Raw genomic sequence first — 14,183 nt, forward strand, 5'->3', positions numbered from 1 at the left:
TTTCTGACCTCTTTCTATAGCTTGGCTGGTAAGAATAATATCAGAATAGCCCCATCTGCCCGGTCACCAATGTGGTGAAATCGTCGTGCAGAAATGGAAGTATAGCGTCTGCTACCGGTTGTAGCTGACGTTCGAGATAATGATCGTAATCAATCGGTGAATGTTGCGTTTCCAGCGGTTCTGGCCCGGCGAGGGTCATCACGTAGCTGATCCATCCCCCGTTCTGATACTGCAACGGCCGCCCTTGCTGGCGGTTATAGTCGTCGGCGATGCGCGCTGCGCGCACATGAGGCGGCACGTTACGCTGGTAATCGCTCAGCTTACGCCGCAGGCGCTTGCGGTAGACCAACTGATCGTCAAATTCACCGTTGAGCGTTTTAGCCACGTAGTCACGAACAAAATCCTGGTAGGGCAACTGCTTGAAAATCAGCCGGTAAAGCTGCTGCTGGAACTGTTGCGCCAGCGGGGTCCAGTCGGTGCGCACGGTTTCCAGGCCTTTATACACCATCTGTTCGCTGCCGTCCGGTTTGGCAATCAGCCCTGCATAACGCTTTTTGCTGCCCTGTTCCGCACCGCGGATGGTGGGCATCAGAAAGCGTGAGTAATGGGTTTCAAACTCCAGCTCCAGCGCGTTTTCCAGCCCGTACTGCTGTTGCAGGTGCTGCTGCCACCACTGGTTGACGTGTGCGACCAGCTGGCGGCCAATCTCTGTTGCCTGTGGATCGCTGTGCGCTTGCTTCAGCCAGACGAAGGTCGAGTCGGTATCGCCGTAGATCACCTGATAGCCTTGTGCCTCGATCAGTTCCCGCGTCTGGCGCATGATCTCATGGCCGCGCAGGGTGATCGACGAAGCCAGGCGCGGATCGAAGAAACGACACCCGCTCGAGCCCAGCACGCCGTAAAAGGCGTTCATGATGATCTTCAGCGCCTGCGACAGCGGCTTATTCTGCTGGCGTTTGCCCGCTTCACGCCCCTGCCAGATCTGGTTGACGATCTCCGGCAGGCAGTGCTTGCTGCGCGAAAAACGCGCCTGGCGAAAGCCGGGAACGGAATCGGCATCGTCAGGGTGCTGCATGCCTTCCACCAGCCCGACCGGATCGATCAGAAAAGTGCGGATGATCGACGGGTACAGGCTTTTGTAATCCAGCACCAGAACCGAATCATACAGGCCGGGCTGTGAGTCCATCACAAAGCCGCCGGGGCTGTGTTCCTCTGGCAGTTCCCCCAGATTAGGGGCCACGTAGCCCTGCCGGTGCATGCGCGGGATATACAGGTGGCTGAACGCCGCCACCGATCCGCCGCTGCGATCGGCCGCCAGCCCGGTGACGGTGGCGCGTTCCAGCAAGAAGGTCAGCAGCTCGGTTTTGGCAAAGATGCGTGTGACTAATTCGCAGTCTTTCAGGTTATAACGCGCCAGCGCCGGCTTATCTTCGGCGAAGCGCCGATCGATTTCGGCCATGCGCTGGTAAGGATTGTCGATCGCTTTGCCTTCGCCCAGCAACGTTTGCGACACCGACTCCAGGCTGAAAGAGGGGAAGTTCCAGGTTGCTGATTTCAACGCTTCGATACCGTCGATAATCAAGCGCCCGGCGGCGCTGGCGAAAAAGTGGTTTTGCTTGAAACCGTGTTCGCGCCACTCCAGCAGGTTGCCGCCCCGGCCAAAGCGTAGCGGGATCTGGTAGCGTTCGGCATGCTTTTGCAACACCCGCAGATCAAACTGCACCAGGTTCCAACCGATAATCGCATCGGGATCGTGCTGTTCCAGCCACTGATTCAACCGTTCCAGCAGCTGTGGGCGGCTGTTGCAGTATTCCAGATCGAAATCCAGCGCTTCATTGCCGCCATTGGCCGGGCCGAGCATGTAGACCTGGCGTTGGCCGCAGCCTTCCAGCGCGATGGAGTAAAGCTCACCATGGGCGGTGGTTTCGATGTCCAACGAGACCAGCTTAAGAGTTGGGCGGTAGTCCGGTGCTGGTTTCATCTGGCCGTTGAACAATGAGCCTTTACCATCAGCCTGGCCGCTGAACCACACCGGAGCGGTGATAAAACGCTCCATCAGATAGCGTTCGGGCGGGCGGATATCGGCCTCAAAAACGCTGATGCCGCCTTCTCTCAGCAGTTTCTCCAGCTTGATGAGCTGGCGATGTTGGCGGCAGTAAAGGCCGAGCACCGGGCGGGAGTGAAAGTCCAGCAGCGGCAGGGGTTTCAGTTCGACATGGCGTTCTTCGCGCAGCAGTAATTCGGCGCGCGCCTGCTGCTCGGCGGGGATAAAGGCCACCGAGGTTTGCGCTGCCAGTTTAAGCTGCTGTGGCCCGCGGTCGGTCGCCAGCCAGAATTCGACTTCGGTACCGGCCGGAGTGTCGCGCCAGTGGCGAGTGAGTATGAAGCCTTGTTGGAGAGATCCCACACCGTTCCTAAATGACTATGCTTATCGTAGGGAATCACTATTATACCATGGTTTTTTATACAGTGATTGTTCGGTTTTGCCTCACCCGACCAAAACGGCGCTAATTCATTGATTGACTCGCTGTGAGGTGAGCCGGAGAATCCTTCGCCCACGCGCACTTGCTAACGAACAGAGGTCTAATGGAAGCCTATTTACAGCATCTGATCGCTCAGTCATTGGCTTTCACCCTGCTGGTGGTCATGTTGGTGGCGTTTCTGGAGTCATTGGCTCTGGTCGGGCTGCTGCTGCCCGGCACGGTGATGATGGCCAGCATCGGCGCACTGATTGGCAGTGGCAAGGTGGATTTCTATATGGCCTGGGTGGCGGGGATTGTCGGCTGCCTGCTGGGCGACTGGAGTTCCTATTTTATCGGCCGAGCCTTCAAAGGGCCGCTGCACCGCTGGTCGTTTTTGCAAAAGCACCGGTCGATGCTGGATAAAACCGAGCACGCGCTGCATCAGCACAGTATGGCTACCATCCTGATTGGCCGTTTTATTGGCCCAACGCGCCCGCTGGTGCCGATGGTGGCCGGGATGCTCGTTCTGCCGCCCTACAAGTTTGCCCTGCCGAATATCATCGGCTGTTTGACCTGGCCGCCGGTTTATTTTTTCCCCGGCATTCTGGCTGGTGTGGCGATCGATATTCCTAACAGTGATGGCGGCGGTTTATTCAAAGGGTTACTGCTTGAGGTGGCGCTGCTGATTTGGCTGGCGGTTTGGCTGAGCTGGCGCTGGTGGCGTGAAGGTAAACGCTCTGCTGATAAGTTGGCGCGCTGGCTTACGCCGTTGCGCTTGCGCGTCGTCTGTGTAGTGAGCTGGGTTGCCATATTGGTCAGTGTCTATTATTTGGTGCAACAACCGCTGATGCCGGTTTATGGTCACTTATTGTGGAAGGTATTGGCGGGGTAATCATACCGTCTTTTCGCAAGCGGCAGCCTGGTTGGCCGCCGCTTGCAATCAGAGAGTCTGCATCTTACTGGAAGAAGGCCTCCAACTGTTCAAACACGCGCATATCTTCGTTATGGCGTTTCACCTGCAACACATCTTCCAGCTTTTCGACTTGGCTGATCATCTGCACCAGGCGTTGATCGTCGGCTACCAGCAGCCAAATGCGGCTTTGCGAACCGTCTTTCAGCGGCATACAGAGGATCCCTTCCACGTTGAACGCGCGGCGGGCAAACAGGCCACAAACGTGCGTCATGACTCCCGGATGGTTACGCACCGCCAGCTCCAGGATCACCTGAGGATTCTTTTGTAGTGACTGCATGGCTTATTCTCCAATCATTTCAATGTTGGCGGCACCCGGTGGCACCATCGGGTAAACTTTTTCGTTCATATCGATCAACGCATGGATCAGGCATGGGCCCGGGCGGTTGATGGCTTCCATCAGCGCGGCCTGCGGATCTTCCTCTGCGTTGAGATCGCAGGTGTCCAAGCCGAAACCGGCGGCAATTTTCAGGAAGTCGGTACGCTTCGGGTAGGTGGCGGCATAGATATGCTGTTGATAGAACAGGGTTTGCTGCTGGTGTACCAGCCCGAGCGCCTGATTGTTCATCAGAATGATTTTGACGTCCAGATCGTGCTCAACCGCCGTTGCCATTTCCTGAATGTTCATCATCAGGCTGCCGTCGCCGGAGAAACACAGCACTTTGCGCTGCGGTTCGGCCAGCGCTGCGCCGATCGCCGCTGGCAAGCCAAAGCCCATGGTGCCTAAGCCGCCGGAGGTCAGCCATTGGCGCGCGCGGCTCAGTGGATAAGCCTGCGCCACCCACATCTGGTGCTGGCCGACGTCGGTGGTGATAATGGCGTTTTCATCCACGCAGCGCGCGGCGGCTTTCACCAGGCCGTAATGGCTCAGCGGGTCTTCAGCATTCGGCATGCTGAACGGGAATTCATCTTTCAGATCGTTAACGATCTTCAGCCAAGCAGTGCGGGGTTGCGCTTCGATCATCGGCAGCAATTGTTGCAGCACCTGGCCGACATCGCCATGAATCGCGACATTGGCCTGTTTAATCTTGCCCAGTTCAGCGCGATCGATATCCACGTGGATGATGTCGGCGTTCGGGCAGAACTGCTCGGTTTTACCGATGGCGCGATCGTCAAAACGGGCACCCAGTACGATCAGCAGATCGGCTTCCTGCAGGATAAAGTTGGTGCTGCGCGCCGCGTGCATGCCCAGCATCCCCAGAGACAATGGGTGCTCTACCGGCATTGCCCCCAGCGCCATCAGGGTCATGGTGGTGGGCAGGTTGGCGCGTTCGGCCATCTGCAAGGCGGCCTTGTGCGCTTCGCCACTGATAATACCACCACCGAGATACAGCACCGGGCGTTTGGCCTGATTGATCATGGCGGCGGCCAGGGTGACCTGTGCGCTATCGAAGGCCGGTGGCGCATCCGGCACGGCGACCGCTGGCAGCTCATCGAGCTCAATCACGGCGGTTTGCACGTCTTTCGGGATGTCGATCCACACCGGGCCTGGGCGACCCGATTCGGCAATGCGGAAGGCATCGCAAATCACCTGCGGCAGATCACGGATGTCGCGCACCAGATGGTTGTATTTGGTAATCGGGATCGAAATACCGTAGGTATCGACTTCCTGAAAGGCGTCGGTGCCGATCATTGACGATGCCACCTGGCCGGTAATACACACCAGTGGGATGGAGTCGAGTTTGGCATCGGCGATGGCGGTCACCAGATTGGTGGCCCCTGGGCCGCTGGAAGAGATGCAGACCGCCGCTTTGCCGTTGGTGCGTGCCATGCCCTGGGCCATAAAGCCGGCGCCCTGTTCATGCCGGGCCAACACGTGTTTGATGACGGTGCTTTGGCTCAGTGCATCGTACAGCGGCAGCGCTGCGCCGCCGGGGATCCCTGCAATGGTGGTAATCCCTTGGCGCTCCAGCAGATGCACGATCAACTGCGCGCCGGTGAAGCGTTGTTTCTGGTGTGGCGTACCCGAAATTGCCATGTTCCTATCCTTTGTCATGGCCGGTTTGCATTTCTGGGCAGGGGGACTAAAACAAGAAACCCCGCCCGGTTTTGCGCCGGCGGGGTTTGGGAATCGATGCGTTGATTCGGACCCTACGGCGCACTGCCGACGACCACCACCACACGCACGACGACCACCGCGGCTGGTAGCGCGGTTGTTAGTAGGGTCGAAGTCAGCGAGGATGCGATCACAGGGAACCTTATCATCAGTAGTAAAAAACAGAGTTTTATAAAACCACAGGTGTAAAATCTGCACAACAGGTTTGTGCGTTCAGCATAAAAAACGCGTCTTTGATCACATTCTTGCTGCAATACCCAACACGTGTGCTTCTGGAGTGCTGCCTTCGATCAATGCCTGGGTTGGGCCATCGTAATAGATGCGGCCATCTACCACCAGTAAGGTGCGGGGGGCAATGCGCGCCGCATCTTCCAGATTGTGCGAAACCATCAGCAGCGTGAGTTGGCGAAGAGCGCACACTTCCTGCAGCAGGTGCAGCATCTCATTACGCAGCGCCGGGTCTAGTGCCGAGAAAGGCTCGTCGAGCAACAGAATCGGTTGCTGGCGGATCAGGCAGCGTGCCAGTGCCGCACGCTGGCGCTGGCCGCCGGAAAGCTGCGCGGGCAAACGTTGCAGATGGTCCTCCAGCCCGACCTGCTGGGCGATCTGCGCCAACTGCTGCTTCTGGGCGGCATTCAAGCGCAGCCCGGGATCCAGCCCCAGCCCGATGTTTTGCGCCACCGTTAAATGGGCAAACAGGTTGTTTTCCTGAAACAGCATGGAAACCGGGCGTTTGGCCGGCGGGGTGGCGGTGTGATCGCTGCCATTCAGCAGGAGTTTGCCACTGGCCGCCGGTAAAAAACCGGCGATCAGGCTGAGCAGGGTACTTTTACCGGCCCCGCTTGGCCCCAGCACCGCGACATGCTCGCCGGGCTGGATGCGCAAATCAAAACGCATCGGCAGGTGTTCGTACAGATAGGTCAGTCTTTCAAGCGTTAGCATTAGCATTGCGGCCCGGTAAGCGTTCAATCAGGGTAAATAACAGGAAACACAATAACAGCAACAGCGCGGCGGTGACGGCACCGTCGTTGCTGCGGTAGGAACCAATCTGCTGATACAGGTAAAAAGGCAGGGTGCGGAACTGCTCGTTGCCGAACAGGGCAACCACGCCGAAATCGCCAATCGACAGCACGCAGGCAAAGGCTGACGCCTGCGCCAACGGGCGCTGCAGTGCCTTCAGCTCAATCCAGCGCAAACGCTGCCAGCCGTGCATATCCAGCGACAGGCACAGGGGATTGTAACGTTCGGCCAGATCGCGCATCGGGTTTTCCAGCACTTTCAACGCGTAAGGCACCGCCATCAGTGCGTTGGTGAGGATCACCAGCGCATAGGGGGATTGGGGTAACCCGACCGTATCGTTCAGCAGCAGGAAGAAGCCAGTTGCCAGCACGATGCCAGGCATGGCCAGGATCAGCATGCCGCTTAATTCCAGCATCTGGCCTTGCGCGGGCTGCTGCCGCAGTTTCAACTCGCGGCTGCTCCACAGCAGCATCATGGTCAGCACTACGCAGAGCAGACCGGCTCCGAGGGCGATACGCAGCGAAGTGAACAGCGCCTGCCACAGTATTGGCTGTTGCAGCACGGTGATAAGGCGAGGATTGGCTCCGTCGGCAATCACCGCCAGCAGTGGCGGCAGCAGCAGCAGCAGGGCAGCACCGATCAGTAATGCATCGCTGATGCGCCGCCAGCGGCTGTCTTGCGGGTTACGCCAGATTTGGCCATGGGTATGGCCGACCGGCAGCGCCTGGCTCAGGCGTTGGCTGAGCACCACCAATCCCAGGCAGCAGGTCAGTTGGATCAGCGCTAGCAGCGCAGCGCGGCTGAGATCGTAGTCGTAACTCAAGGCCTGATAGATCGCCAGCTCAATGGTGGTGGCCTGCGGCCCGCCGCCGAGGGACAGCACGGTGGCAAAACTGGCGAAGCACAGCATGAAAATTAACGCGCCGCTGGGCAGGATCTGGCGGCGCAGCGCCGGCCATTCGACAAAGCGGAACTGTTGCCAGCCGTTCATCCCCAGTTGGGCAGCCAGTTGGCGTTGTTCGGTGGGGATATTTTCCAGCGCCTGCAACAGTAAACGGGCCGCCAGCGGCAGGTTAAAGAACAGGTGTGCCAGCAGGATGCCTTGCAGGCCGTAGGGCGAGAAGCTGTAGTTGATTCCCAGCCAGCCGCATAGCACTGCCAGCCAGCCTTGTTTGCCATACACGCTCAGAAGGCCGAACACCGCGACCAGCACTGGCAATACCAGCGTCATGGCGCACAGGCGCAGCAGCAGGTTGCGGCCAGGGAAGCGCCGCCGATAAAGCGCGCGGGCCAGCGGGATGGCGGGCAGCACCGAAATCAGTGCCGATAACAGCGCCTGCCAGAAGGTGAAACGCACCACGTGCCACAGATAGCGGTCTTGCCACAGGCTGCGCCAGTCGCTGCCGGGGGCGTGCCGCCATAGGGAACCCATCGCCAGCAACGCGATCAGCCCGATCAGGCCTGCGGCCAGCAGCCCTGGCCATAACCAGCGCGGGATCACTGGCTGACGGCGGTTTGCCACGCCCGGACCCAGTCGCCACGGTGTTTGTCGACCTCTTCAGCACTGAATTGCAATGCCTTCTGCGGCACCGTCATCTGCTCAAAGCCGCCTGGCAGCGTGGTGTTAATCACCGGGTACATCCAGTTACCGGTAGGAATGATGTTCTGGAAAGCGGGTGTGACCATAAATTGCATAAAGCGCTCGGCCAGTTCCGGTTTTTTGCTGGCTTTCAGCTTAGCGGCCACTTCCGTCTGCAGGTAATGGCCTTCGCTGAAGTTGGCAGCGGCGTAGTTGCCTTTTTTCTCTTCAATCAGGTGATAAGCCGGGGACGTGGTGTAGCTGAGCACCAGATCGCTTTCGCCTTTCAGGAACAGACCATAGGCCTCACTCCAGCCTTTGGTGACGGTTACCGTTTTTTTCGCCAACTGTTGCCAGGCTTCCGGTGCCTTGTCGCCATACACTTTCTGCATCCACAGCAGCAGGCCGAGCCCCGGCGTGCTGGTGCGCGGATCCTGATAGATGATCTTCCAAGGGTGATCGCCGCTCACCAGTTCCTGCAGGCTTTTCGGCGGATTTTTCAGTTTGTCTTTGTTATAAACAAAGGCGAAGTAGCCGTAATCGTAAGGGATAAAGGTGTTGTCCTGCCAGCCGCCGGGCACGGCCAGCTTGCTGGTATCAACCTGGCTCTTGGCGAACAGGCCGGTTTGCTTTGCGGCTTGCAGCAGGTTGTTGTCCAACCCCAGTACGATATCGGCAGGGCTATTCTTGCCCTCCATCCGCACACGGTTGAGCAGTGAAACGCCGTCTTCCAGCGCCACGAATTTCAATTCGCAATCGCAATCGGCCTCAAAGGCTTTTTTAATCGCCGGGCCAGGGCCCCAATCGGCGGCGAAAGAATCGTAGGTGTAGACCGTTAGCGTAGGCTTGGCCAGCACGGGGGCAGCCGCTAGCAACAATAGGCAGGGCAGGTATTTTTTGACCACTTTGCACTCCTGAAATTTAAGGGGGCAAAGGTATCTGAGGGCGGTATCCCTATCATCTTGCAAACCGTAGCGTTGCTGTTGGCAGCTTGAGATCTATCGGGGATAAGCGACGCGGTACTCAAATCCCTCCGCCGGTATTGACCGGATCAGGTTCGACGGGTGTGCTCTCAGCGGAAAAAAATGTGCTGCGCGCGTGTTGATCCGACGTTGGGCAGTGCTCGCAATCCTCATGTACTTAAGTACACTCCGGTTGCTGTGCGCTGGCCGCCGTCGCCTGAACACGGCTCGCTGCGTTTTCAAGCAGCACTCGTTGTTTTCCGCACCCCGTTGAGACGGCGCTATTGTAGAGATTAACGGGCAGCGGTGAAAGCGACTTATGTTTCCGGCGGGGCGAACCAGGCTGATTTAAAATCGAACCACCCGAGGGTATTCATGCGCACCCCGCGCATGGTGCGCTGGCCGTGCAACTGCAGCCAATGATGAAACAATGGGTGCAACTGGTGGCTGCTGACCAAGCGTTGGCAGAATTCCGCCAGCGGTAAGCGGTTGTCGCGCCACAACGCGGCATCTTCGGCGATATCAGAGCTCAAGCAGTGCTGGATTAACGGCATTTCATACAGCGTGGCAAACAGGGAAAACTCCAGCGGCAGAGTGAAGTTGGCGCTGCCAAGCCATAAATCGCTGTTTGCGTCACCTTTATGCCAGCTATCGTAATTGATGATCTGCACGTTAAGCCTGATGCCATGCTGGTTGAGTAGGGCAGCGATAGCCTGCTGGATGGCGTGGAATTCCGAGTGTTCGCCGTAGAACGTCAGCGTCAGTTCCGTCAGCCCCGCAGGTTTGAGCTGTTGCCCCAATGTACGGTTATGCAACCAGCGTGGCAGAATACCGTAGGCCGGTGCCCAATAGCGCTGGTATACCGATCCTGCGTGGCTCAGCAGGGCGATGGGGTTGATCAATTCGCTTAGCCAACTACGGATTTCAGGGTTGGCCGCCAGCGTTGAGCGCTGGTCAAACAGCAGAAAATAGCAGCCTTCCTCCAGGCGGCTTTCCAGCTCGTTTTTGCTGGTTTCGTCCCCTTGCAATTGCACGCCGGAATGCACCAATTCTTCGGTCACCTCTGGCAGCACCCAGATGTTGACTTCATCAATCAGCGCGCGATAGCCAAAATAATCGTCAAAGGCATGGATCTTCATCTGGCTGCGATGATTGTGCACCACGCTGTAAGGCCCGGTGCCGATCGGATGACGGGGGAAATCCGGCAGGCTCTGCCATTCGCGCGGCAGGATCATGGCATGCACGCTGCCCAGCAACCACGGCAGCCAGTAATCCGGGCTGTGCAGGTGGACATCGATTACATAGGGCGTGGGGGAAGTGACCCGGCGGATATGAGAAAATAGGGGCTGCGGGATCAACCGCTGTAATGAATGGATCACGTCTTCCATCTCCAGTTCACGGCCATGATGGAAGCGGATCGCCGGGCGCAGATAAAAGCGCCAATGCAACGGCGTTACGGCCTGCCAGTGGTGTGAAAGATCGGATTCGATTTCCCCATTTTCCTCATTTATACGCGTCAGGCCGTTAAAAATCTGCCGCGCCAGATGGGTTTCTGAGCGGCGTAATGCCGAGCCGGGCAGCAGGTTGTAAAGCTGACGATAGTAAAGCACGCGGAGAATATGCTTCCCTTGGCGAAAGCTGCGCCCCAGTTGAGAAAGCAGCATCTGACGCACGGCATTTTTGTCGCCAACCAATTGCACCAGCTGATCGATTTTATCCTGCTCCAGCAACTCTTCAGCACGCTGTTGCTGAAGTGCCAGGCCGGTGTAATGGAAGCTGAGCTGTGAGCGTTTACCGCGGCCAGCCTCGGCCTGCCAGGTGAGCCAGCCCTGTTGCTGCATGGCCCCGAGTAAAGATCGCACATGACGGCGCGAGCAATTGAGCACCTCGGCCAGTTCCTGCAGCGTGGTTTCGGTGGCTTGGCCGTGGCAGCCTTGCCACAGGCGGATAAACTGTTGTTGTAAGCGCGAGGTAGACATAAAAGAGGAACTCTCCGGCATCAATCCGTCAATTTATCTTTCCCTATATTACGCCGATAATTTCCCCAGATAAAAAATGTTTCTGAGTAATGGTGCATTTCACCAGCCAGTGGGGGAACCCACTGGTATTTTTATCTGCGACGTTGCTTTCTTCTGCAATTTTCCTTCTGTAGCATAAGCTTCTTTGTTTCTGGTCAGGGACGCAGGTATGAATTTCAAACGCTGGTTGCCACGTCGCTTCAATCCCGTTTTTGCCACTTTTCTGATCATCGCCTTTCTTACCGGTATCGCGGGGGCGTTACAGGCGCCGATGCTGAGCTTATTCCTCACCACCGAAGTGAAGGTTCGCCCACTCTGGGTTGGGCTGTTTTATACCCTGAATGCGATCGCCGGGATTATTGTCAGCTTCCTGCTGGCGAAGCGTTCCGACAATCGTGGAGACAGGCGTAAGCTGATCCTGCTGTGCTGCTTAATGGCGGTGGGCAATAGCCTGCTGTTTGCCTTTAATCGCGATTATCTGACGCTGATTACCGCCGGGGTTCTGCTGGCGGCGATCGCCAATACGGCAATGCCGCAGATTTTCGCGCTGGCGCGTGAATATGCCGACAGTTCGGCGCGTGAAGTGGTGATGTTCAGCTCGCTGATGCGCGCACAGCTTTCATTGGCCTGGGTGATTGGCCCGCCGCTGTCGTTCATGCTGGCGCTGAATTACGGTTTTACCACGATGTTTCTGGTGGCTGCGGCGATTTTTGCCATCAGTGTATTGTTGGTGTGGCTGATCTTGCCTTCGGTGCCGCGGGCACAGGTTGAAATCAGCGTAGATTCACCGCCCATTGCGCCAATCGCAGCCTGGCGTGACCCGGATGTGCGCCTGCTATTTCTGGCTTCGATGCTGATGTGGACCTGTAATACCATGTATATCATCGATATGCCGTTGTATATCACCGCCGATCTTGGCTTGTCTGATCGGTTGGCGGGGCTGCTGATGGGCACGGCCGCGGGGCTGGAGATCCCAGCGATGCTGTTGGCGGGTTATTACGTCAAACGCTTTGGTAAACGCAACATGATGCTATTGGCGGTTGCGGCGGGAGTGTTGTTCTATGCCGGGCTGGTGCTGTTCAAATTCAAGGCCGCTTTGATGGTGTTGCAGTTATTCAATGCGATTTTTATCGGCATTATCGCCGGGATCGGCATGTTGTATTTTCAGGATCTGATGCCGGGGCGACCGGGGGCGGCAACCACCATGTTTACCAACAGTATCTCCACCGGTGTGATCCTGGCTGGCATACTGCAAGGGGCTTTGGTGGAGCACTTTGGTCATTATGCGGTTTACTGGCTGATCACCCTGCTGGCGATGCTGTCACTCTGGATGTGCGCCAGAGTGCGGGAAGTGTGAAATTGAACGCTGCCTTACTTGATGCATGTCATTGAGGAAACTGCGCCATACTCCCTAAGATAGACTCAATCAGAGCGCGGAGTTCGCGCTCTTGTCCATCTTGCTGTTGAGATGCCGATCCTGTTGATAAATGTGGGTATGTTATGGATAAACTAACGCCGCTCAAGCCCGTTCCTTCCCTGATTGCCGTCATTATTGCACTGCTTATCTGGTTCGTCATTCCGGTGCCTGAAGGGGTAGCCCCTAATGCTTGGCATTTGCTGGCGCTGTTTATCGGCACCATCGTGGCCATCATCGGTAAGGCGATGCCGATTGGTGCGGTTTCCATTGTTGCCATCGCGCTGGTGGCGTTGACCGGCGTAACCAACCCGGGCAAGCCCGGTGCGGCGCTGGATGATGCGCTGAGTGGCTTCTCCAACCAGCTTATCTGGCTGATTGGTTTCTCAATCATGATCTCCCTCAGCCTGAATAAAACCGGGTTGGGCGCGCGCATTGGCTACTACTTTATCTCGCTGTTCGGCAAGCGGACGATCGGGATCGCCTATGCGCTGACTATGGCGGAAACGGTGCTGGCTCCGGTGACGCCGAGTAATACCGCCCGTGGCGGCGGGATCATCCACCCGATTATGAAGTCGATCGCCGACAGCTTTGGTTCCAAACCCGAGTTGAATACCTCTGGTACCATTGGCCGCTATCTGGCGTTGGTGAACTACAACATTAACCCGATCACTTCGGCGATGTTTATCACCGCAACCGCGCCTAACCCGTTGGTGGTAAACCTTATTGCTAAAGGAACGGGCTCTGAGTTTGAACTGACCTGGTCAATGTGGGCGATAGCCGCGCTGGCACCGGCGATCTGTTCACTGATCGTGATGCCGCTGGTGATCTATCTGCTGTATCCGCCGGAAATTAAAAGCACCCCCGACGCGCCGCGCTTCGCGCAGGAAAAACTGCAGGCGCTTGGGGTGATTACCTTGGCAGAGAAGATCACGCTGGGTGTATTCGCTCTGTTGCTGGTGCTGTGGGCCGGGGTTCCCGCTATGATCTTTGGCCCGGAATTGGCGGTGAACCCCACCACCGCGGCGGTGATTGGCTTGGCTATTTTGCTGGTGACTGGCGTGCTGAGCTGGGATGACGTGCTGAAACATAAAGGAGCCTGGGATACCGTGGTGTGGTTTGCCGCACTGGTGATGATGGCGACCTTCCTTGGCAAACTCGGGCTGATTGGCTGGCTGTCGAAAACCGTCGGGGCCGGCATTGATAATATGGGCATGAGCTGGGTTGGCGGGACGATACTGCTGACGCTGGTTTATCTCTATTCCCACTACTTCTTTGCCAGCACCACCGCCCACGTGACCGCCATGTTTGCCGCCTTCTTCGCCGCCGGTATTGCGCTGGGTGCGCCGCCCGCGCTGCTTGGCCTGATCCTGGCGTTCTCTTCGTCGCTGATGATGTCTCTGACCCACTATGCGACAGGCACCGCGCCGATTATCTTCGGTTCCGGTTATGCAACGCTGGGGGAATGGTGGAAAACCGGTTTTGTGATGAGCGTGGTCAACCTGCTGATCTGGATGGTGGTTGGCGGGCTGTGGTGGAAGTGGTTGGGTTATTGGTAATACCCCTCATACTTGAAGCTGCTGCTGTGTTGGCTGCGTCAGCTCACCCCTGTCACTTAGTTATCTAAGCTCCAGGGGATTATGAGCCTCATCAATGAGGCTCACCCTGCGAGCTAGCGCAAGCGCTGTTCAAATCGGTCTGC

At 57.3% G+C, this 14,183-nt stretch carries 11 protein-coding genes; 3 read left to right on the forward strand and 8 right to left on the reverse strand.

The window, feature by feature from the left end:
• Positions 1 to 40: 40 nt before the first annotated feature.
• Positions 41 to 2,407, reverse strand: coding sequence for a DNA polymerase II (locus WG891_RS00165; protein ID WP_337261122.1), 2,367 nt, complete (start codon positions 2,405 to 2,407; stop codon positions 41 to 43).
• A 179-nt stretch (positions 2,408 to 2,586) separates the two neighbouring features.
• On the opposite strand from WG891_RS00165, the gene WG891_RS00170 reads away from it, so the two are divergent.
• Entirely contained in the window at positions 2,587 to 3,354 is a 768-nt protein-coding gene (locus WG891_RS00170; RefSeq protein WP_337261123.1) for a DedA family protein, read from the forward strand.
• Between the two features lie 64 nt (positions 3,355 to 3,418).
• Here WG891_RS00170 and ilvN read toward each other — a convergent pair whose 3' ends face one another.
• From ilvN to sgrR, 7 genes are all read right to left on the reverse strand, one after another.
• Positions 3,419 to 3,712, reverse strand: a complete 294-nt coding sequence (gene ilvN, locus WG891_RS00175; RefSeq protein ID WP_076942550.1) for an acetolactate synthase small subunit — start codon at positions 3,710 to 3,712, stop codon at positions 3,419 to 3,421.
• A gap of 3 nt (positions 3,713 to 3,715) precedes the next feature.
• Entirely contained in the window at positions 3,716 to 5,410 is a 1,695-nt protein-coding gene (gene ilvB / locus WG891_RS00180) for an acetolactate synthase large subunit (RefSeq protein WP_337261124.1), read from the reverse strand.
• 113 nt (positions 5,411 to 5,523) lie between these two features.
• Positions 5,524 to 5,637: an ilvB operon leader peptide IvbL gene (ivbL, locus tag WG891_RS00185; protein WP_422066587.1), complete on the reverse strand. Its 114-nt coding sequence runs from the start codon at positions 5,635 to 5,637 to the stop codon at positions 5,524 to 5,526.
• Between the two features lie 88 nt (positions 5,638 to 5,725).
• Positions 5,726 to 6,430 carry a thiamine ABC transporter ATP-binding protein ThiQ gene (gene thiQ / locus WG891_RS00190; RefSeq protein WP_337261125.1) on the reverse strand — a complete coding sequence of 235 codons (705 nt, stop codon included), beginning with the start codon at positions 6,428 to 6,430 and terminating at the stop codon, positions 5,726 to 5,728.
• Positions 6,417 to 8,030, reverse strand: a complete 1,614-nt coding sequence (thiP, locus tag WG891_RS00195) for a thiamine/thiamine pyrophosphate ABC transporter permease ThiP (RefSeq protein WP_337261126.1) — start codon at positions 8,028 to 8,030, stop codon at positions 6,417 to 6,419. The genes thiQ and thiP overlap by 14 nt, the downstream gene beginning before the upstream one ends.
• Complete coding sequence (thiB, locus tag WG891_RS00200; RefSeq protein WP_337261127.1) at positions 8,006 to 8,992, reverse strand: thiamine ABC transporter substrate binding subunit; 987 nt, start codon at positions 8,990 to 8,992, stop codon at positions 8,006 to 8,008. The genes thiP and thiB overlap by 25 nt, the downstream gene beginning before the upstream one ends.
• Before the next feature lie 374 nt (positions 8,993 to 9,366).
• Positions 9,367 to 11,028 carry an HTH-type transcriptional regulator SgrR gene (sgrR, locus tag WG891_RS00205; protein ID WP_337261128.1) on the reverse strand — a complete coding sequence of 554 codons (1,662 nt, stop codon included), beginning with the start codon at positions 11,026 to 11,028 and terminating at the stop codon, positions 9,367 to 9,369.
• 208 nt (positions 11,029 to 11,236) lie between these two features.
• Between sgrR and WG891_RS00210 the strand changes: the two genes are divergently transcribed.
• Both WG891_RS00210 and WG891_RS00215 read left to right on the forward strand, forming a co-directional pair.
• A complete protein-coding gene (locus WG891_RS00210) occupies positions 11,237 to 12,424 on the forward strand; it encodes an MFS transporter (RefSeq protein ID WP_337261129.1) in 1,188 nt (395 codons plus the stop codon).
• A 143-nt stretch (positions 12,425 to 12,567) separates the two neighbouring features.
• Complete coding sequence (locus WG891_RS00215; RefSeq protein ID WP_337261130.1) at positions 12,568 to 14,040, forward strand: DASS family sodium-coupled anion symporter; 1,473 nt, start codon at positions 12,568 to 12,570, stop codon at positions 14,038 to 14,040.
• The last annotated feature ends 143 nt before the right edge of the window (positions 14,041 to 14,183 follow it).

It is taken from the genome of Serratia sp. MMO-28 (genome assembly GCF_037199905.1).
In the GTDB taxonomy this organism is placed as follows: Bacteria; Pseudomonadota; Gammaproteobacteria; order Enterobacterales; family Enterobacteriaceae; genus Chania; species Chania oryzae.

Coding starts and splice junctions, on each gene's coding strand:
- WG891_RS00170 (WP_337261123.1), top strand. CDS start 2,587: ATGGAAGCCTATTTACAGCATCTGATCGCTCAGTCATTGGCTTTCACC.
- ilvN (WP_076942550.1), bottom strand. CDS start 3,712: ATGCAGTCACTACAAAAGAATCCTCAGGTGATCCTGGAGCTGGCGGTG.
- ilvB (WP_337261124.1), bottom strand. CDS start 5,410: ATGGCAATTTCGGGTACGCCACACCAGAAACAACGCTTCACCGGCGCG.
- ivbL (WP_422066587.1), bottom strand. CDS start 5,637: ATGATAAGGTTCCCTGTGATCGCATCCTCGCTGACTTCGACCCTACTA.
- thiQ (WP_337261125.1), bottom strand. CDS start 6,430: ATGCTAACGCTTGAAAGACTGACCTATCTGTACGAACACCTGCCGATG.
- sgrR (WP_337261128.1), bottom strand. CDS start 11,028: ATGTCTACCTCGCGCTTACAACAACAGTTTATCCGCCTGTGGCAAGGC.
- WG891_RS00210 (WP_337261129.1), top strand. CDS start 11,237: ATGAATTTCAAACGCTGGTTGCCACGTCGCTTCAATCCCGTTTTTGCC.
- WG891_RS00215 (WP_337261130.1), top strand. CDS start 12,568: ATGGATAAACTAACGCCGCTCAAGCCCGTTCCTTCCCTGATTGCCGTC.